16 protein-coding genes and 3 pseudogenes are annotated in these 18,133 nt (G+C 67.2%); 3 read left to right on the top strand and 16 right to left on the bottom strand.

Annotated elements, in window-relative coordinates; all coding sequences use genetic code 11:
- Position 1: 1 nt before the first annotated feature.
- Positions 2 to 1,009 (top strand): lysylphosphatidylglycerol synthase transmembrane domain-containing protein, encoded by a 1,008-nt coding sequence (locus ADT71_RS24855; protein WP_054441223.1) that lies wholly within the window; start codon positions 2 to 4, stop codon positions 1,007 to 1,009.
- Between the two features lie 168 nt (positions 1,010 to 1,177).
- Here the strand turns inward: ADT71_RS24855 and ADT71_RS24860 are convergent, their stop codons facing one another.
- Positions 1,178 to 1,597, bottom strand: a complete 420-nt coding sequence (locus ADT71_RS24860; RefSeq protein ID WP_165913278.1) for an SMI1/KNR4 family protein — start codon at positions 1,595 to 1,597, stop codon at positions 1,178 to 1,180.
- A gap of 393 nt (positions 1,598 to 1,990) precedes the next feature.
- Between ADT71_RS24860 and ADT71_RS36005 the strand changes: the two are divergent.
- Positions 1,991 to 2,263, top strand: a pseudogene (locus ADT71_RS36005) (ankyrin repeat domain-containing protein); the annotation flags it as partial.
- Here ADT71_RS36005 and ADT71_RS34445 read toward each other — a convergent pair.
- The 8 genes from ADT71_RS34445 to ADT71_RS24905 form a co-directional block, all read right to left on the bottom strand.
- Positions 2,147 to 2,572 (bottom strand): hypothetical protein, encoded by a 426-nt coding sequence (locus ADT71_RS34445; protein WP_054441227.1) that lies wholly within the window; start codon positions 2,570 to 2,572, stop codon positions 2,147 to 2,149. The pseudogene ADT71_RS36005 and the gene ADT71_RS34445 overlap by 117 nt on opposite strands.
- Positions 2,573 to 2,707: 135 nt before the next feature.
- The gene (locus tag ADT71_RS32410; protein ID WP_054441229.1) at positions 2,708 to 3,373 is read right to left on the bottom strand and encodes a GMC family oxidoreductase; all 666 of its coding nucleotides are present in this window, start codon (positions 3,371 to 3,373) and stop codon (positions 2,708 to 2,710) included.
- Positions 3,370 to 4,188 (bottom strand): GMC family oxidoreductase N-terminal domain-containing protein, encoded by an 819-nt coding sequence (locus ADT71_RS32415; RefSeq protein ID WP_054441231.1) that lies wholly within the window; start codon positions 4,186 to 4,188, stop codon positions 3,370 to 3,372. The genes ADT71_RS32410 and ADT71_RS32415 overlap by 4 nt, the downstream gene beginning before the upstream one ends.
- Positions 4,185 to 4,601 carry a hypothetical protein gene (locus ADT71_RS24880; RefSeq protein ID WP_054441233.1) on the bottom strand — a complete coding sequence of 139 codons (417 nt, stop codon included), beginning with the start codon at positions 4,599 to 4,601 and terminating at the stop codon, positions 4,185 to 4,187. The genes ADT71_RS32415 and ADT71_RS24880 overlap by 4 nt, the downstream gene beginning before the upstream one ends.
- Complete coding sequence (locus tag ADT71_RS30735; RefSeq protein ID WP_082370540.1) at positions 4,594 to 5,013, bottom strand: HAD-IA family hydrolase; 420 nt, start codon at positions 5,011 to 5,013, stop codon at positions 4,594 to 4,596. The genes ADT71_RS24880 and ADT71_RS30735 overlap by 8 nt, the downstream gene beginning before the upstream one ends.
- A 307-nt stretch (positions 5,014 to 5,320) precedes the next feature.
- Positions 5,321 to 6,316 carry a UbiA family prenyltransferase gene (locus ADT71_RS24895; protein WP_054441238.1) on the bottom strand — a complete coding sequence of 332 codons (996 nt, stop codon included), beginning with the start codon at positions 6,314 to 6,316 and terminating at the stop codon, positions 5,321 to 5,323.
- A 167-nt stretch (positions 6,317 to 6,483) separates the two neighbouring features.
- Positions 6,484 to 8,079: a glycosyltransferase family 39 protein gene (locus ADT71_RS24900; RefSeq protein ID WP_054441240.1), complete on the bottom strand. Its 1,596-nt coding sequence runs from the start codon at positions 8,077 to 8,079 to the stop codon at positions 6,484 to 6,486.
- Between the two features lie 4 nt (positions 8,080 to 8,083).
- Entirely contained in the window at positions 8,084 to 9,568 is a 1,485-nt protein-coding gene (locus tag ADT71_RS24905; protein WP_054441242.1) for an aspartate aminotransferase family protein, read from the bottom strand.
- Between the two features lie 314 nt (positions 9,569 to 9,882).
- Here ADT71_RS24905 and ADT71_RS24910 point away from each other — a divergent pair.
- Positions 9,883 to 11,977, top strand: a pseudogene (locus ADT71_RS24910) (transglycosylase domain-containing protein).
- Here the strand turns inward: ADT71_RS24910 and ADT71_RS24915 are convergent.
- From ADT71_RS24915 to ADT71_RS24945, 7 genes and pseudogenes are all read right to left on the bottom strand, one after another.
- Positions 11,974 to 13,077: an endonuclease/exonuclease/phosphatase family protein gene (locus ADT71_RS24915; protein ID WP_054441244.1), complete on the bottom strand. Its 1,104-nt coding sequence runs from the start codon at positions 13,075 to 13,077 to the stop codon at positions 11,974 to 11,976. The pseudogene ADT71_RS24910 and the gene ADT71_RS24915 sit on opposite strands and share 4 nt — an antisense overlap.
- Before the next feature lie 93 nt (positions 13,078 to 13,170).
- On the bottom strand, positions 13,171 to 14,013 hold the full coding sequence (locus ADT71_RS24920; protein ID WP_054441247.1) for a hypothetical protein: 843 nt from the start codon (positions 14,011 to 14,013) through the stop codon (positions 13,171 to 13,173).
- Positions 14,014 to 14,244: 231 nt separating this feature from the next.
- Positions 14,245 to 14,556, bottom strand: a complete 312-nt coding sequence (locus ADT71_RS24925) for a hypothetical protein (protein WP_231636170.1) — start codon at positions 14,554 to 14,556, stop codon at positions 14,245 to 14,247.
- Between the two features lie 101 nt (positions 14,557 to 14,657).
- A pseudogene (locus tag ADT71_RS24930) lies at positions 14,658 to 15,610 on the bottom strand (glutathione S-transferase family protein).
- Between the two features lie 95 nt (positions 15,611 to 15,705).
- Positions 15,706 to 15,990, bottom strand: coding sequence for a DUF3325 domain-containing protein (locus ADT71_RS24935; protein WP_054441249.1), 285 nt, complete (start codon positions 15,988 to 15,990; stop codon positions 15,706 to 15,708).
- Entirely contained in the window at positions 15,987 to 17,549 is a 1,563-nt protein-coding gene (locus ADT71_RS24940) for a PepSY domain-containing protein (protein ID WP_054441251.1), read from the bottom strand. The genes ADT71_RS24935 and ADT71_RS24940 overlap by 4 nt, the downstream gene beginning before the upstream one ends.
- Positions 17,546 to 17,878 carry a hypothetical protein gene (locus ADT71_RS24945; protein ID WP_054441254.1) on the bottom strand — a complete coding sequence of 111 codons (333 nt, stop codon included), beginning with the start codon at positions 17,876 to 17,878 and terminating at the stop codon, positions 17,546 to 17,548. Before ADT71_RS24945 ends, ADT71_RS24940 begins: the two co-directional genes overlap by 4 nt.
- Positions 17,879 to 18,133: the final 255 nt, after the last annotated feature.

Here is an 18,133-nt window from a genome sequence, read left to right on the forward strand (position 1 = left end):
CATGGCTGCGCAGCCCCCACCCGCTGCGCAAGGCGGCCGCCTGCGGTTCTGGCTTGGCGTGGTGGTGGGGGCGGCCTTCCTCGCGGTGCTGTGGTTCACGGTGGACATGGCCGCTGTCGGCGCGCTGCTGGTGCGCGCGACATGGCCGCCGCTGGCGCTGGCGCTGCTGGCCTATGCGCTCGACTTCCTGCTGCGCGCGTGGCGGTTCCGGCTGCTGCTCGATCCCGGCGGGCGGGACGTGCCCTTCGCGCCGACGGTGGCGCCTTTCGTGGCAAGCTTCGGCATCAGCGATATCCTGCCCTTTCGCCTTGGCGACGTGTTCCGCGTCTACTGGTTTCACCGCAGGTTCGCACTGCCGGTGGGGCATGTGCTGGGGGCGATGGTGGTGGAGCGCGTGCTCGATCTCGTGTCGATCCTGATGGTTGCCGGCGTGGCGCTGATGCTGGTGGACAGTACGCTTCCCGCCGAGATCGTGGCGCAGTTCCGGCTGGTGCTGGCGGTCGCGGTGATCGCGAGCCTCGCGGTGCTGCTTTCGCCGGCGCTGATCGAGGGGCTGGCCGGCCTGATCGAGCGGAAACTGCCGTTCGCCGCCGCCGCGAAACTGGCGGAAACGGCACGGGCGGTGGCGCGCGCGGTGCGGGGAAGCGGCGGCCCGAAGCGGATCGCGGGGATGGTGCTGCTGTCCTTCGCGCTCTGGCTGCTCGAAAGCCTCGTCATGCTGGGGGCATGGGTGAGCCTGGGCGGCAGCGTGACCGAGGGTCTGCGGCCGCTGGTGGCCTTTGCCTTTTCCACGCTGGGCACGCTGGTGCCGGCGCTGCCGGGGCATTTTGGTTCCTACGAATTCTTCGGGATGCTTTCCTACCGCGCGGTAGGTGTCGGCGCCGAGCAGGCCACCGCGACGATCCTGCTGGCACATCTCATGCTCTGGCTGCCGACCGCACTGTTCGCACTCGGCTGGCTGGCAGCAGCACGAACCGGCTCCCCGCTGCGGCTGCTGAGAGCAGGTTGAGCCGGCTTTAGCGACTGGATTGCGCCCTTGTCAGTCGTTCGATGGCCGATTTGACGCTCCAGAAACCTGCCGGTCCGGTCTCCTGCACCGACCTGAGCGGTCGGCGGTGAAGAGGGTGGGAAGCGGTCAGGGTGGGAAGCGGTCAGGCTGCTTTCAGAATTCGTAAGATTAAAGCCGCCGGTAATCCTCAGAACTGTGCCCGAGCATGCTTACAAACTGGTCGAAGTTAGAGGCAACGATTTCCGCGCTCTCGGGCCCGACAACCATATCGATTGTCACAATAGCGCCCGGAAGACCGCTGCGCATGTCGAACGCGATCAATTCGCGGCTTCCGTCACCCCCAAAAACTAGGAAGCCGTCCAGATCAGGCCTATCGTAATTGCGTGAGCGGAATGCGTCCAACACGGTCACGACTGGGTCGAGACAGAAGTTGTATGGATTCACCGGCAAGGGCCCCTCACCGCCATTCGTCTCTGCTAGCAAATCGAAATAGGCCAACGGGAGGGTCGTGGGGAGCGCATGCCTGATTTCCGCTAGTTCCCCCTCGCTCGCCGGTTGTTTCGCAAACCAATTTCTGGTCTCAAGCATTTTGCGCCTCATTGGTATGATCTAACGTGCGCTTCTCGCACAAACCCGCGTCGCTGTGAATTTCCGCAATGGGGCGCAAGCTGCTGGGCCGGTCTCAGGCTAAATTTTTCGACGGCCTGGGGGGGCTTCGTGCCCAGCCTTCAAGGCCAGGAGGTCGGCCCGGCGCCCATCTGGGTCGCTACGCCATTGATTTGACGTTCCAAGTAGCCGACAGTCCGGGAACGCTCGGTAAACAGGTTGCAATGCCTGTTTGGCGCATCAAGCCTTGCCGCGAAGTACTCGCTCTCATGACGGATAAATATTCATGGTATGGACGACTTCAGGAAACGGGCGTTGAAGTCGCTCGCCATCATTATCGGTTCCGCGGCCTTAGCCACGAGAGGCGATTACCTGATGCCGAAGGAATCGGCTCCCTGGGCGTCCATAAGCGACTCGGACACCGAATTGTTCTGGCAGGAGGTCTCCGGGCCGAACGGCGAACGCGCGCCTGCTGCCTTGCCGCTCTATCAGGCGGTCTTCGCGCATGACCGCGAGGCGGTGACCAGGCTTCTAGACCTCGGCGCCTCGCCCAATGCGGTGCTTTATGCTGAAGGCTGGTCGCCCCTGATGGTGGCCGTGGCTTATCATGACAAGGAGGTGGTGAGCCTGTTGCTGCGCCATGGTGCCAATATCGACTATGTATCGAATGACCCGGCTGACTATACTCCGCTGGCTGTGGCGCTTAATGCCGACTTGGGCGATGCGCTGAGGCGCGGTGGGGATGATCCGAAAATCGATTTTGTGATGTTCGACTATCTGCTCGATGCCGGTGCCAATCTGAACGTCGAATTTGGTAACCATCAGGACATCGCCACATTTTCTGCCTCCCTTGGCCAGATGGATATCGTCAACAAGCTCCTTGCGCAGGGGTATCGGCGTGATCTTGTAGAATTGAAGGGCATATTGGGAAGCAGACAGGTCAGCGAGGATGTCCAAGCCGACAAGGATCGTGCGATTGCGACGATCGACCGGATGTTGGGAGCTCCCGGAACGGGGGCGAAAGCTCCAGAATATCTACGAGTTGGTGCCCTCCTATCAAAATTTCGGGGAACGACAGCAATTTGTGTTCCATCACTCCGAACCCGCCATTCCGCAACCGGCCCCTTGGCCCCTAGTGGAAGCGGCGGTCATGGCTTCCATGGCGTTGCGGTGGGCCAGAGCCATGACCGTGCCTTGCGGGTTTACCGAGGTCGGTCCGCAGAGAAGCGAGGCGTCGTTTACGTAGAGGCCCTGGGCGCCGTGGACCTTGCCGAAGGAATCGGTGGCGGTGCGCCGCGTGTCCTCGCCCATCGGGCACGAGGAGAAGACATGGACCGAGGTGACGTTGCCGTCGCCTGCTTCCAGCAGTTCGGGAAGGTCCGCGAGATCGGCGGGGGAATGCAGGTCCGGGTAGCCGGTGACGCAGGGGTAGATCGTCCGGGCCCCCGCCGCGAACAGCGCTTCGCAGAGCCGCCGCAGCCCCTCTCCGAGCACGGAGAGATCGCCTTTCGAAAAACGGATGCGGACCAGCGGATCGTCGAAGCCGGGCAGGTTGCGCACCGAGGCCACGCCGCCGCCCGACTGCACGTAGTAGATACCCATGCGCCGCCAGCGTTCGGCCACGAGTTCCCAGTGGCCCTCGCGCCCGGCCAGCGCCACGCCCAGCATCGCGGGATTGCTGATCGAGCAGCCCATGCCGAAGCGCGGCTCGAATTCCTTGACCTGGTGGACCGGATCGAAATCGCCCGGCTGGTTCACGTCGCGGTCGAATTCCGCGAGACCTTGACCATCGGATGGAAGCGCAGGCTGTTGCCGACATTGTGGGAGATGCCGGAACGGCGCAGCAGGGCAGGGGTCTGCACCGCGCCGCAGGCGACGACCACGGTTTCGGCGCGAAAAGTCACGGCGCGGGGCAGGCCGTTCTCGCCGCGGCGGAACCCTTCGGCGATCCACATGCCGCCTTCGCGGCGCAGGCGGGCGATCCGCGTGGCGGGCAGGAGTTCGCCGCCCGCCTCCAGGAACCGGCGCACGAAAGTGGCGGACATCGACTGCTTTTCACCGCCGCGACCATCGGCGGCGTACTGGTACAGGCGGGGCGCCTCGATCGCGAACCAGCCCTGCGCCTGCGCGCCCTGCTGGAGCCGCCGCGACATGTCGGAGGCGGCGGTGCCTGCATATTCGACTTTCGCGATCGCCTCGCAGGCGGCGAAATGGGGCGTCATTCCGGCAAGGTCGAGATCGCGCACATCGAACCGGCGCCGCCAGTCGTCAAGCACATAGGCGGGCGTGCGGTGGTAGAGCCCGCGGTTGACCTCGCTGCCGCCGCCGACGCAGCGCCCTTCCACCCAGGCCAGCTTGTGCCGTCCCAGCGCGACGCCGACCCCGGCATTGCGGTACTTGAGCAGCATCTCCTCGCGCGAGAAGTGCGGCGCGGCTTCGAGCGGGAGATGCTGGCCTTCCTCCACCATCGTCACCCGGTGGCCCGCCTGCGCGAACAGCGTGCCGCTTACCGCGCCGCCGGGGCCGGAGCCGATCACCAGCACTTCGGTGAGGATCTCGCCGGGCGTGCTCATGCCGCGATCCGTTTCGCGCGGGCCTGTTCCTCGCGTAGGGGCAGCGAATAGAGGCCGTAGCAGGAGAAGGTGGAATAGAACGCGATCATCGAGCGGCGAAAGCCGATCCGCGATCCGCGCCAGGCGCGGACATGGGCGGCGCGCTCGCCCGGGGCAAGGCGGGAGAAGCGGTGGCCATGGACCGGCAGGCTCGACAGTTCGAACAGCAGCGCCAGCCCCCGGAAGCCGAGCCGGAAGTGATCGGGCATGGCCGCGCTGGTGGCGAGCACATAGTCGCGCACGGTCGCACGGTCGGATGGCGAGAGGCCGGGGCGCACTTCCTCCACCAGGACATCCACGAGAGCCGCGATGCAGGATCGGATCATCCCGCCTCCGGTCCGGCCGGAATGGGGTATGGCGGCGCGTTCAGGCATGGGCTCCCTCCGCGAGGATGGCCTTGAAGGGGGGATCGTCGAAGCGGCGGAAGCCCGAGGGCTCGGCGGTCTTGCCGTGCGTGCGGATGAGGGCGGGAACGCCGATGGCGGCGGCGGCGGCGGCATCGCGATCCGCCCGGTCTCCGATCACGAGGGTTTCCCCGGGCGTCATGCCGGTTTCGGCGAGCAGCGCCAGCAGGCCGGCGGGGTTGGGCTTGAGGCGGCCGACCCCGCCCGAGCCGGACCAGATCGTATGGTCGCAACGCAGCCCCAGCGCGGCGAGCTTGGCGTCCACCGGGTAGTCCGACCAGACCGCGATCCGCCGCCCGGTGCGCGCAGGGCGGAAAACAGCCGGTCGATCCCGCGCGCCTTGTAGCGGGGGAGCAGCGCCAGCGGCCGGCGCTCGATCCATTCCTCCACCATGGCGCGGATTTCCCCTTCCGAGCAGCCGCAGCGCCGCGAGGTGAGGCTGAACTGTTCATGGGTGAAATCGTCGCCCTGCACCTCGCCCAGCAGTTCGCGGATCTGGCGAAAGGCGCGCAGGGTGCGCACGGTGCGAAGGCTGCGCTGGCGCAGGCTGTGCTTGCACAGTTCGATGGCCATGGCGCGGCGCAGCGGCGGCTGGTCGTAAAGCGTACCGTCGAGGTCGAAGACGACCAGCCCGACCTTCTTCCAGCCCACTTCGGACATGTTGCCCCACTCCGTCATCGTTCCTTCCCTCACTTGCGGTGCCCGGGGAGCATGTCCGCCGGGGTGAAGCTGCGGTTGGTGAGCGTGGACAGGCCGGCAAGGTCGAGGAACGAGAGCACCAGCAGCACGCTCACGGTCACGCCCAGCGTTGCCATCAGGCGGCGGGAGCGGAACATCCGTTCCGGCCGCTGCGCGATCGAGTCCGGCAGCATCGACAGCCAGAGATAGCAGCCGAACAGCCCGGCGATGAACGGGAAGGCCAGGACGTATTCGACCCGGTACTTGATGAGGAACACGCCGAGGAAGAACGAGGAGAGCATGGCATAGACGAGGCAGCTCACCACCAGGCTCTCGGCGGTATAGCCGGCAAAGGACTTGCGGTAGCGGGTCAGCGTTTCAAGGCCGACGGCGGCGGTGATGTCGCGGTATTCGGACAGGCGCTTGGAACCCATGAGGAAGGCGCCGCCGGTCCAGTAGGCGAGCAGGAGGCTGACGGGCGGCATGCTGGAGGGGTCTATCATCAGCCAGCCCAGCGTCAGGCGGATCGGGTTGTTCACCGATTCCGAGATCACGTCGAGGAACGGGCGGTCCTTCGAGCGGATCGGCTGCACGTTGTAGACGAGGCCCGAGGCGAGGAACACGATCGAGAAGACGAAGAAGCTGCCTCCCATCCAAGCCGCCAGCGAAAGGCCGACCCCGGCGAAGGCCAGGTATTCCACATAGACCAGCGCCGGCGAGAGTTGCAGCGACACGGCCTTGCGGTGGTGCTTGCTGGGGTGATGCGCATCGAATTCCCGGTCCAGCCATTCGTTGATGACGTAGTTGGCCGAGGCGATCGCGATGGCCACGACGAAGCCGATGACCACGCGCTGCGGGGCGTCCAGCAGCGAGGGCTCGCGCAGTGCATAGGCGAGGATCAGGCCCGGTATGATGAACACATGCTTGGTGATGTGATCGAAGCGGGCAAGGGTCAGGTAATCGCGCAGGCGCGCGGTCTTGCGGTCAAGCGTGGCCGTCGAGGGCATGGGGGGATTCTCCTGGAGCGGAGGGGGCGGGGTGGCTGGCGGTGAAACGGATGCGGATGGAACGGCTGTTGTTCCGGAAATGAGGGGGCCGACCGGGCCGGAGGCGATTGGCGCCACTGCGATGGGCGGTGCGATCGCGGGCGGGGATGCCGATGGCGGCGGCGGGGTCATGGCTGCACCGCGGGCGACACGCGGTAGATGCGTCCGTCGGCGAAGCTGGCGACGGGAACCAGCGAGAGCGCGCGCCGCAGCCGGTCTTCGCTGGCGAGGTAGAAGCGCCAGTCGATGTTGTCGAAGGCGACCACATAGACCGGGCGCTCGGGCCATGCGGCCGCTTCGCCGCGGATGCGGGCGATCTGCGCTTCGGGCGGATCGTTGGGATCGGGCCGGTTGGTGCGCAGCAGGCGCTCCATCGGCACCATGCCCGCGCGGCGGTCCGTCAGCAGGGTGACGACTTCGGGGCCGTTCGAATAGACCAGCGAGGCGGCGGGAAGCGCCCGCACTGCCGCGATCGTCGGGGATTCGCGCCAGATGCGGGCGTGGAAGCCGGAACCCTCGCGATAGGCGTCATGGGTGCGGCTGACCGTGCGCACGGTGTGCGAGGCGAGGATCACCGCCGCCAGCGCGGCCAGCGCGAACCACATGGCGCGGGGGGCGGCCAGTCGGCGGTCGAGCCCGCTTGCCTGAAGCGTAAGCAGCATCGCCAGGACCAGATAGGCGGGAAGACCGTAGCGCCCCACGAAGGAAAGGTTCGCCTCCAGCATCGTCGAGAGCCAGACGAAGGCGAGATAGCCCACGAAGAACAGCCCGAGGACCAGCGACAGGGCGGTGCGCGCATCGCTGGGCGCATCGGCGCGCTCGTTCCGCCAGGCGGCAAGCTGGCGGGTGAACTGCCAGCCAGCGAAGCCGAGCAGCAGGACGAGCAGGCTGACGCGGAAGGCCAGCGGCACGTTGTCGGGGAACAGCCAGGCGGCGGTGGTTTCGAGATTGGCCCGCCACTGCGCCGGCCCCATGTTGCCGTAGAAGCGCATCTCGCGGCCGATGGAATGGCCCACCGTCAGCGTGCTCAGGATCACCCAGCCGAAGAACAGCGCGGCCCCCGGGACCGCCATCAGCACGCTGTCGGCCACGCGCCGGGCAAGCGGCAGGCGCGGCGTGGTGAGCAGGACCAGCACGATGGCGGCGCCCAGCGGGGGGGCGGTAAACCGCGCAAGCGTCGCCATGCCCAGCATGAGCGAGGCGATCACCAGGTCGCGCTGGCGGCCATGTTCGAAGTAGTCGAGCACGAACCACAGCGTGAACAACACGAAGGAAATGAACGGCGGCTCCGATATCACGCTGGCATGAAGGGCGACGAACTGCGGTGCCAGCGCCACGAGGGCGGTGCCGACCGCCGCATGGCGCCAGTCCCCCGCGGCCCGCCGGAGCAGCGCGAAGATCATGACGACATTGGTGCAGAGCGTGACGATCGCCCAGGCCATGGCCGCCGTCAGCAGCGGCACGCCCAGCGCATGGGGCAGCACGAGCATCCAGTGGTAGACCGGCGCGTCGTAGGGGATCGGACTGATCCCCATGTAGCGGGTGCTGTCCGGGGTGACGGAAAGCCCGTGGTGGACGTTGAACTGGAGCAACGCCAGCGAGCCCAGCACCAGGAGCGCGCAGGCGATCCGGCCCTGCCGGACCGAAGCGGCATTGCCAAGGCCCAGGGGAGGGCGGGGCGCGGTGGCCGCGAAGGGGCGGGCCATCTCGGCGGGCGTTGCCATCGGCTCAGCCCAGCACGCGCTTGATGTTCTTGGCGACGAAGCGGACCGTGGCATCCGCCACGCCGCGCCCCAGCACGTCGTCCAGAGCGGCGAGCAGATGGTCCACCTGTGCCTCCTCGACGATGTAGGGCGGCATGAAGTGCAGCAGGTCTCGGGCGCCGGGCTGGAAATGGACGAGCACGCCGTGGCGTTCGAACAGTTCGCGCGCCACGGCGCCGATCAGCACCGTCTCGTAAGTCACGAAAAGCGGGTTATTGCGTATATCTATCGCTTTTTCAGCAAGTTGCTGGCCGAAGTTCAGCTCGATTGCCTGGAAGCAGCCCTTGCCGCGCAGGGATACGATCTTGCGCGGATACTTCTCGCGCAGGCGTTCCAGCCCGGCTTTCAGGTAAGCGCCGATACGTCCGGCCCGCTCGATCAGCTTCTCGTCCGCGAGCACGTTGAGCGTCTCGATGCCGACCGCGCAGGATTCCCCCATGCCGCTGAAGCTGGAACTGTGCAGGTTGCAGTCCTGCTTGTTGCCATAGGCCTTGTCGAACAGGGCCTGCGAGGTGACCATGGCGCCCAGTTCGCGCTTGCCGCCGCCCAGCGTCTTGGCGAGGGTGACGACGTCGGGCACCACGTCCTCGTGCTGGAAGGCGCAGAACCTGCCGGTGCGGCCCATGCCGACCTTCACCTCGTCGAAGATCGTCAGGATGTCCTCCTGCCGGCACAGCGCCGCGAATTCGGTGAGGAAGCCCGGGCGCGGCACTTCGCAGGAGGTGCCCCGGATGGTTTCGACGATCCCGGCGATGATCCGGTTGCCGCCTGCGGTCCGTTCCTGCCGGATCGCCTCGATCACGGATTCGATGTCTCCATAGGTGGCGAAGACGACGTTCTCCCGGGGAACGCCCATGATGAAGCCGCTCTGCACGTCGGTGGCGGTGGTGAGGGAGAGGGGGCCGTGCGTCTTGCCGTGGAAGGCGCCCCGGAAGCACAGGAACTTGGTCTTGCCCTTGGGGGTCTGCACGCGCTCGCACAGCTTCATCGCCGCTTCGTTGGCCTCGGTGCCGGATACCGCGAGGAAGGAGACGTCCAGCGGGCGGGGCAGGAACCGCGAGATGTTGTAGGCCAGCGCGCCCTGCAGCTTGTGCGGCGCGATCTTGATGCAGTCCAGCACCTTGAGTTCGTGGCAGCGGCGCTCTGCGGCGATCACGCGCGGGTGGTTGTGGCCCAGCCCGAGCACGCCGAAACCGCCCGAATAGTCGAGGATGGTGCGGCCGTCGCGCAAGGTGATCTCGGCGCCTTGCGCGCTTTCGATATCCATGCGCGCCAGGCCGAGGATGTCGAAGACCTGGAGCATGTACTTGTTGAGGTGCGCGGCATAGAGGTCCATCGCCGCATCGCCGTCCAGCGCGAGGCTCTGCTCCAGCGACAGCAGCTTGCGGTCTTCCGGCGCGTCCGGGCCGAGGGTCTCGATCCGGGCTTCGATCTTGGAATGTGCCGTCACGCTCGATCTCTCCTGCCATCGATATGCAAGCAGGCTACCGGGCGGGCCGGACGGCGTGTATCTACAGGACCTTATACTCCCGAATGCCCGCGCCGGAACGCATGGCCTAGCCCTCCGGGAACGGGGCTACCCCTGCCGGATAGACGGGATGGCACGCACACCGTACCGGAAGGGATGGACCTGCGCCGGTTCCGGTCATCGGTTTGTCGATTTTGCGACAACATTTGCCTCGCAAGGCGCCACGGAACCCCGTATTGGCGAAATCCGGCCCGCTGCGGGCCTTGTTGGATGGGAAGTGCAGGCGAAGCCGCGATATGGCCTTGACGTTGGATAACCTGAAAAGCCTGCCGGAAGGCGGGCCGGACCAGGACGACCATTCCCCCAGTTCCCCGAACCCGCCGCCTTCCGCCGAGGCGCCGCCGCGCGGCCGTTCGCGCTGGTGGTGGATTCGCGCGGGACCGCCGGCGTGCTGATGCTGTTCTTCCTGCTGATCGGCTGGCTGCTGGTGACGGCGCCGCTGTCAAAGTCGCTCCAGCCGATTTCGCCGCCGCAAGTCACGCTGCTGGCGGCGGACGGTACCCCGATCGCGCGCAACGGCGCCATCGTCGATGCGCCGGTGGAGGTGAAGAAGCTGCCGATCCACGTCACGCAGGCCTTCATCGCCATCGAGGACCGCCGGTTCTACAGCCACTGGGGCATCGATCCGCGCGGCATCGCCCGCGCCTTGTGGAGCAACGTCAGCGGCGGCAGCACCCAGGGCGGCAGCACGATCACCCAGCAGCTCGCCAAGTTCACCTTCCTCACCTCCGAACGCAGCCTGACGCGCAAGGCGCGCGAAGTGCTGATCGCATTCTGGCTGGAAGCCTGGCTGAGCAAGGACGAGATCCTCGAACGCTACCTGTCGAACGCCTACTTCGGCGACAATACCTACGGGTTGCGGGCGGCCTCGATGCATTACTTCCACCGCAAGCCCGAGAACCTCTCGCCCGCGCAGTCGGCCATGCTGGCGGGGCTGATGAAGGCGCCTTCGCGCCTCGCGCCCACCAACAACTACGATCTTGCCGCGCAGCGCATGAAACTGGTGCTCCAGTCCATGGTCGAGGCGGGCTACATGACGCCGGAGCAGGCCCGCGCCATCCGTGCGCCGCGCCTTGACGTGCGTTCGCAGAACGACCTGCCCACCGGCACCTACTTCGCGGACTGGGCGCTGCCGCAGGCGCGCGGGCTCGACGAGGCGAGCTATGCCGCGCAGACCTACAAGACCACGCTCGATTCCCGTCTCCAGGCCGCGCGCGCCGCGCCATCGAGAATGCGCCGCTGGGCAAGGCGCAAGTTGCGCTGGTGGCGATGCGGCCCAATGGCGAGGTCGTGGCCATGGTCGGCGGGCGCGACTATGCCAAGTCGCCGTTCAACCGCGTGACGCAGGCCCGGCGCCAGCCGGGTTCGACGTTCAAGCTCTTCGTCTATCTTGCCGCGCTCGATGACGGCTGGAAGCCGACCGACACGATCGAGAACACCCCGTTCGAAATCGGCTACTATCGCCCGCAGAACGCCGGCGGCGCCTATTCGCAGACGATCACGCTGGCCGATGCCTTCGCCCATTCGAGCAATGTGGCGGCCGTGCGCCTGTTCCAGAAAGTGGGCGACAAGGCGGTGATCGACATGGCGCGCAAGCTCGGCGTCACCGCGCCGCTGCCGCATGGCGATCCCAGCCTCGCGCTCGGCACGTCCAGCATGACGCTGATGGAACTGACGGCGGCCTATGCGGGCGTGGCCGGCAATCGCTTCCCGGTCGCGCCGACGGCGTTCAAGGCCAAGGAGGAGGGCTGGTTCGACGGGCTCATCAGCGGCCGCCGCAGCCTGTCGCAGAGCGAGCACGACGATATCGAGACCTTGCTGCGCGGCGCCGTCAATCGCGGCACCGGGCGCGGCGCCCGGCTGCAAACCGCGAACTACGGCAAGACCGGCACCAGCCAGGAGAACCGCGATGCGCTGTTCGTGGGCTATGCCAAGGATCTCGTGGTCGGCGTGTGGGTTGGCAATGACGACAATACGCCGCTCAAGGGGGTTTCCGGCGGCACGATTCCGGCCCGTATCTGGCGCGATTTCATGCAGCAGGCGCTGGGCGAGCGCGCCGCGCCGCGTCCCCGTGCAACCGGGAGCCCCGATCCCGAAGGCCCGGTCCAGCCGCTCGACGTGCCGGATATCGGCGATATACCGCTGGGCGATTCCAGCTTGCGCGTGGAGGAGGGCAAGGCGGTGCTCTCCACCCAGATCGGCGGCGCTCCGGTGGACGTGAAGCTGGACGAGAAGGGGCTCCAGATCGACGGGCGGCAGGTCATCGAGCAACTGGTGCAGCCACGCCGCACCGATCCGGCACCTGCCGCTTCGTCTTCGCCGCAACCCTAGGTTTGCTCAGGCCTAGTTCGTAGCAATCCGGGGCCGCAAAGCCCGGAATGGCTCGATCCGGTAGCGGATCGTGTAGCCCATGTGGTCGGAAAGCATCCGGCCGTCCGGTTCGCGGCCGAAGGGCACTTCCGCGCCCACCGGCACGATGCGCGCGTTCGTGCGTCGAAGGCGAATTGCAGATCGCGTGCGTGCTCGCGGATCGCGGCGAGATCGGCGTTCCGGGCGGGATCGTCAGACGCGCCGGGGAGAAGGCTCCGGCTGAGGGCATCGCGCACCGGCAGTCCGTTCACCTCGCCCAGCGCCGTGCGGAGCAGGGCCGCGCGGCGGGGGCGCTGGCCCTGGTTGAAGTCTCCCGCCACCACCACCGGCAATCCGCGCGCATGTGCCCTTGCGAGAAATGCGCCGAGGAAGGCCGCCTGTCGTCCGAAAGCGGCGGTGGTGCGGGCCTTGGGCGCTCCCGATGCGCTCTGGCAGTTGAGATGCGTGGTCGCCACCAGCACGGGGCCGCGATCCGGGGTTTCCAGTTCGGCGATCAGCACGCCCTTGGCGGCAAGACAGTCGTACCCGGCGCAGTCCTCCGGCGGGAAGGCGGCGCGCTCCACGCCCAGCACGGGAAAGTCGGAAAGCAGGACGAGCCCGCTGTCCACCACTGCCATGCTGGTTTCGCCCAGATGCCAGTCGCGACCGCCTGAATGCGAGGGCGCGCGCCGGGCGTAGGGGCCTTCGATCACGAAGGGATATCCGGCACGCCGCCCGATCGCCTTGGCATCGGCGGTGAAGGCTTCCTGCAGGACGACGACATGTGGCTGGCGCCCTTCGCGCCGCATCCCCGCCAGCCGCTCGGCGATGCGGCGGAGCGCCTGGGGGCGGTTGCTGGCAAGCGGCCAGGGCAGGCCCTTGACGTTGTAGGTGAGGATGGAAATCGTGCCCGGCTCCCTTGCTCCCGCCGTTGCTGGCTCCGGCAGCGGCGCCGCCGCGATCGGGACCGGATCGCGCGGTTCCCCCCCGATGGCGCCGCCAAGGCCGAGCGCGGCGGCGAGCGGCACCGCCAGCCAGACCGGCCGGCGGTCTCTTGCGGTCCAGCGGACCGATGCTTTCAAGAACTCCCTTGCGTGCCTGCCCCTGTGCAAGATCATGGTCGTCCCCTGTTCCGCCGTTTCCTGCCGGGCGGTCCGGCAGGGCGATGATCGGATCTACGGCTTCCTTCCGCTCTTCACCGGAGGAACCCTGCTCGCCACCATTTCCAGCGTCTTGCGCTCGATAGACCATATGACCCGCGGCTCGTCCGGGGCCCAGCCGATGGCCTGGCCGCCGGTCGGCATGGCGATCGTCGCCACATGTTCGAGCACGCCGCCCTGCCTGGGAACCCGGACCGCATAGATTTCCGGCAGATCGTGGCCGGTCACGTAGAGCAAGCCGTCCTTGCCCCACGAACCGCCCGAGGAACTGCGCGGGGCCATGCGGGAAAGCACGGTCTCCGGGAAGGTCCAGAGGCCGGTTTCCTCGAACCGGTCGTTCATCCTGACAAGTGTGGTGGCGCGGTGATCGCGGCCCGGCTCGCCGCCCTTGCCGTCGTAATTGGCGTAGCAGGCCCACCAGCTGCCCTCGTGGCGGACGAACCATGTCAGCGAGCCGTGGCCATGGCCCAGGGCATGGCTGCGCAGCGGTTTCAGGTTGGCCGCGTCGAACCACAGCACCTGGCTGTCCATCGGAACCTGCGGATAGTTCGAGGCCGCGCAGACCAGTTCGGAACCGTCCAGTTCGCAGCTGTTGAGATGCGGGTAGATCACCGGATCGCCGCTCCAGTGCGCGACGCGCCGGGCGCTCGCGGCGTCATAACGGGCGACCTCGTGATCGCCCACGGCATAGACGGAGCCATGGCCGCCGGCCGCGCCCTGCCGGGCTTCGGGGGCGGCGATGCGGCGCAGTTCGGTTGCGGCGGGAAGCGGCGCGCCGGGCGCCGCGCCGGAGACCGCGACAGCGGGAGGCAGGGCAAGAGCCAGGCTTTGGGCAAGCGCGAGCACGGCGAAGATCATGGGCGTGCCCCGATTCCGGCGCAGAAATGGCGGGTCGGTTCGTCGATCATGTTCTGCCCCCTCGCTCGAACGATGGATGCGGCAGGATACCACGAAAGCGGCAAGGGCATCGAGACCTTGCCTCCCTCACGGCGCCTTCGATGCCGCCCAGGGCTCGATAGGCTCCGCAAGTGACGGGACGATCACCGTTTGATGATGGTTTCGCGACAGGTCGCCCCGCCGCTCTGCCGCTTATCCTTCGACGACCGAGCTGATGCGGTGGAAGAAGGGATGGTGCGGCGTGGCGCCGTGGGCGATCTGGGTGAACATTCCCTCTCCCAGGTTGGGCAGCTTCGATTCCACCCCGCAGACTTCCTCGCCGCCGCGCACGTCGATATGGGCGTGGAGCTTGCCGTCGAATTCCAGCCCGATGTCCACCGCGTGCGGAAACTCGGCGCGGAGCATCTCCAGCACCCGGTTCAGACGGTCGGTGAGGGGCTCATCCGAGGAGGCACCGGAGAGCGACGAACCATCGATCGAGTAGAGGGATGCATCCTTGCGCATGGGGGCGCCTCCTTGGGAACTGAGGGATAGTGCGGATCGGAATACAGCTTACCTGTATTTGCCCGAGAGGGAACAGCCCAAAGTTGCCGCGGGAGTCCCGATCAGGATCGTCCGTGCGGCGTGTCGAGGTCAAGTATCGGGCCCTTGGGCACAATCCCGGTTGGATTGATGCCGCGATGGCTTTCGTAATAATGGCCCTTGATGTGCTGGAAGTTCACCGTCGGCGCGATGCCCGGCGTCTGGTAGATGTCGCGCAGGTAGTCTTGCAGGGCGGGATAATCGAATATCCGCCGCACGTTGCACTTGAAGTGACCGACGTAGACGGCATCGAAGCGGACCAGCGTGGTGAAAAGGCGGATATCGGCCTCTGTCAGCCTGTCTCCCACCAGAAAGCGGCTGCGGGAGAGCCGTTGCTCCAGCCAGTCCAGCGAATCGAACAGCGGCGCGAGGGCTTCCTCGTAGGCATCCTGGCTGGTGGCGAAGCCGGCCTTGTAGACGCCGTTGTTCACTGTGTCGTAGACCCGCGCGTTCACCGCGTCGATCTCGGCACGCAGGGCTTCGGGATAGAAGTCCCCCGGCGCGGCGCCGAGCCCGTCGAACGCCTCGTTGAACATGCGGATGATCTCGGAGGATTCGTTGTTCACGATCGTCCCGGTCTGCCTGTCCCAGAGCACGGGCACGGTGACGCGGCCGCTGTAGGCGGGATCGGCGGCGGTATAGACCTGGTGGAGATAGTCGGCGCGGTTGACGGGATCGGGAATGACTCCGGGCGCATCGGCGAAGGTCCAGCCCTTTTCGAGCATGACCCAGTTCACCACGGAGATCGGGACGAGCGCTTCCAGCCCCTTGAGCGCGCGCACGATCAGGGTGCGGTGGGCCCAGGGACAGGCAAGGCTGACATAGAGGTGATACGCCCGGCCTCGGCCTTGAAACCGGATGCACCGTCAGCGGAGATCCAGCCGCGATAGGCGGAATCCTTGCGGATGAAGCGGCCGCCGGTGGACTTCGTGTCGTACCAGACATCGTGCCACTGGCCTTCGATCAGCATTCCCATGGTCAGGCTCCCGCAAGGATGGACAGGGCCGCTCTATCGCTCCCGCGCGGCGACATGTCCATGACATGCGAGCGGGGCAAGCGGGCTGCGAAGGTTCAGGCCCCGCGCGAGGAACGGCCGCGCCAGATCAGCCAGGCGACATTGGCCCACGCGCCCACGGTGAGCTGCCCGGCCCAGGCAACCGTGCCGTAGCCCCAGCCCGATGCCGCCGCGTCGATTCCCAGCACCAGCACCACGAGCGTCCAGCCGCCGATGCGGGCGAGGCGGGTTTCCCGCTGGGTCAGCGCCCGCCCGGCAAGGTCGCGCTGGTGGCGCTTCATCGACAGGGCCAGCGCGGCGAAGGCGCCGCCGGCAAGGACGATGCAAAGGAGCTGGATCATGCCGTCACCGCCGTCTGGTTCCTGCGCCGGGCGGGGCGGGGCCCCTCCGCGCGTTTGCGGGCCGCCTTGCGCGCGCCCATCGCGAAGCCCGCCGCCAGCAGCAGCATGACCGTGTCGAACGAGACGAACAGCCAGTCCCCCGCGAGCAGGCTGACCGGCAGCCCGCGTGAGGTCGTCAGCGCATTGACCAGCGGCACGGCGGCGAACAGCGCGGCGACAAGGCCGAGCGCTTCCGGCCAGGCGCGGGCCGAGGGGCGCACCAGCGCCCAGAGCAGCACCGCGAGCCAGGCGAGGAACAGGCTGTCGATCTCGCGCTCGGCACGCTCCGCAAGGTCCAGCGGCAGCAGGCGGTTCGCCAGGAAGTATGTCGCAAGGCCCGCAGGGAAGCCCGCGACCGTGGCGATGTTGAGCTTCTCCACGAGGCGGAACCCGAAGTGCGGGCGAGCGGGATCGGGCAGCTTGGCCCGGCGCTTGACCGTCCAGAGCACGAGCCCGCTGCCGACCATGATGGTGCCGCCGAGGCCGGAGAGGAAGTAGAGCCAGCGCAGGCCGTATCGGGCGTAGCGCCCGGCGTGGAGACCGATCATCACGCTCTCGGTGGCGAGCGCGGCGCCCTTGGCCATGCTGGCATCCACCGGGCGGCCGGTGACGCCGCCGAACGAGATTTCCTCGCCCCGCGAACCGATGGCGCCTTCCGCCGCGCGGGTCACGCCGATCCTGGCGGTGGCGTCTCCGGGGTTGGAGATGTTGAGGTAGCCCACCCGCTTGCCGCCCCACCGGGCGGAGGCCGTCTGCATGATCGGCGCGATGGCGGCCAGCGGCGCGGGGCTGCCGCTGCGGGCCACGTCCTCGGTCCGGCCGAAGACGGCGTCCTGGAAGGTGGCGCGATCGGCATAGTTGGCGGCGATGCCCCAGGGCATGTACATGACCGCCAGCGTGACCAGCCCGGTGAAGGTGATCATCAGGTGGAAGGGCAGGGCGATCACGGCGGTCACGTTATGCGCGTCCAGCCAGGAGCGCTGCCCCTTGTTGAAGCGCAGCATGAAGAAGTCCGCGAAGATTTTCTTGTGCGTGATGATGCCCGAAAGGATCGCCACCAGCATGAACATCGCCGCCAGTCCCACGAGATAGCGGGCCCAGAGCACCGGCATGTAGTGCAGGTCGAAGTGGAAGCGGTAGAGGAAGAAGCCGCCGCGCGTCTCGCGGGTGGAGACTTCCTTGCCGGTCTGGTCGAGCAGGGCACTGGTTTCGCCGCGCTTTGCGGGCGCGCTGCCTTCGCCGGGCTGCCAGTAGACCTGCGTGGTGGCGCTGCGGCTGTTGGGCAGCGAGATGTACCAGCTCGCCGCATCGGGGGCCGTTCGCTGCAGGAACCGTACCGCGCCTTGCGCCGAGGCGACCGGATCGGCACCGCCGGTGATCTCCGGCTGCATCCAGCGGGTGATCTCGTCCTGGAAATAGGCCGAGGTGCCGGTGGCGAACATGGCGAACAGCAGCCAGCCCAGCAGCAGCCCGGTCCAGGTGTGGAGCAGCGCCATCGACTGGCGCAGGCCTTCCTTCACAGCCGGCCTCCCATGTCGAGCGAGAGCCACAGCGCGCCGCCAAGAACCGCTGCCGAAACGGCCAGCCACAGCCAGAGCTGCCCTGCCGAGCGCAAGCCGAAGGCCAGCAGCGCGATCGTGGCGAAAAGCGCGAAGGACAGCAGCGTGGCCGCCACGCTGGCCTCCGCCGGGTTGACGGAAAGTCCGTGCGCCAGCAGCCGGGCCAGGCAGGCCGTTGCCAGCGAGGTGACGAGATAGTTCGCGGGGACCGCCGCGAGAATGCGTGCGGTCACGTTCCAGCGGCCGATACCGCGCCCCGTCGTCCTGCCGTTCGCGGCACTTCTCGCCATCGTCTTCCCATCGTCCAACTGTATATTGCAAATCAATCGCAACAGTGCGCCGGTTAGATTCAGCCCGCGCCCGAGTCAATGGTCCAGCGCCGCGCGTGGGGCCGGGGCCAAGGGAAGCCCGCAGGAATACTCAACCGGGCGCTGCCGTTCCCGCAGTTTCCGGTATTCCTCAAACCGTCATGGACAGGCCCTAGGGACCGCCGGCCGGACACGAGACGGCGGGGCGCTGGGTGAAAAATCGTGTTGTCGAATGCC

Origin of the sequence: Novosphingobium sp. ST904, from assembly GCF_001298105.1 — a bacterium.
Taxonomy (GTDB): Bacteria; Pseudomonadota; Alphaproteobacteria; order Sphingomonadales; family Sphingomonadaceae; genus Novosphingobium.

Excerpts from the sequence above, each read along its gene's own strand:
- ADT71_RS32415 (WP_054441231.1), bottom strand. The coding sequence starts at position 4,188 with ATGAGCACGCCCGGCGAGATCCTCACCGAAGTGCTGGTGATCGGCTCC.
- ADT71_RS24920 (WP_054441247.1), bottom strand. The coding sequence starts at position 14,013 with ATGATCTTCGCCGTGCTCGCGCTTGCCCAAAGCCTGGCTCTTGCCCTG.
- ADT71_RS24945 (WP_054441254.1), bottom strand. The coding sequence starts at position 17,878 with ATGGCGAGAAGTGCCGCGAACGGCAGGACGACGGGGCGCGGTATCGGC.
- ADT71_RS24860 (WP_165913278.1), bottom strand. The coding sequence starts at position 1,597 with ATGCTTGAGACCAGAAATTGGTTTGCGAAACAACCGGCGAGCGAGGGG.
- ADT71_RS30735 (WP_082370540.1), bottom strand. The coding sequence starts at position 5,013 with ATGGATCGAGCGCCGGCCGCTGGCGCTGCTCCCCCGCTACAAGGCGCG.
- ADT71_RS24895 (WP_054441238.1), bottom strand. The coding sequence starts at position 6,316 with ATGCCCTCGACGGCCACGCTTGACCGCAAGACCGCGCGCCTGCGCGAT.
- ADT71_RS24855 (WP_054441223.1), top strand. The coding sequence starts at position 2 with ATGGCTGCGCAGCCCCCACCCGCTGCGCAAGGCGGCCGCCTGCGGTTC.
- ADT71_RS24900 (WP_054441240.1), bottom strand. The coding sequence starts at position 8,079 with ATGGCAACGCCCGCCGAGATGGCCCGCCCCTTCGCGGCCACCGCGCCC.
- ADT71_RS24880 (WP_054441233.1), bottom strand. The coding sequence starts at position 4,601 with ATGCCTGAACGCGCCGCCATACCCCATTCCGGCCGGACCGGAGGCGGG.
- ADT71_RS24935 (WP_054441249.1), bottom strand. The coding sequence starts at position 15,990 with ATGATCCAGCTCCTTTGCATCGTCCTTGCCGGCGGCGCCTTCGCCGCG.
- ADT71_RS24925 (WP_231636170.1), bottom strand. The coding sequence starts at position 14,556 with ATGCGCAAGGATGCATCCCTCTACTCGATCGATGGTTCGTCGCTCTCC.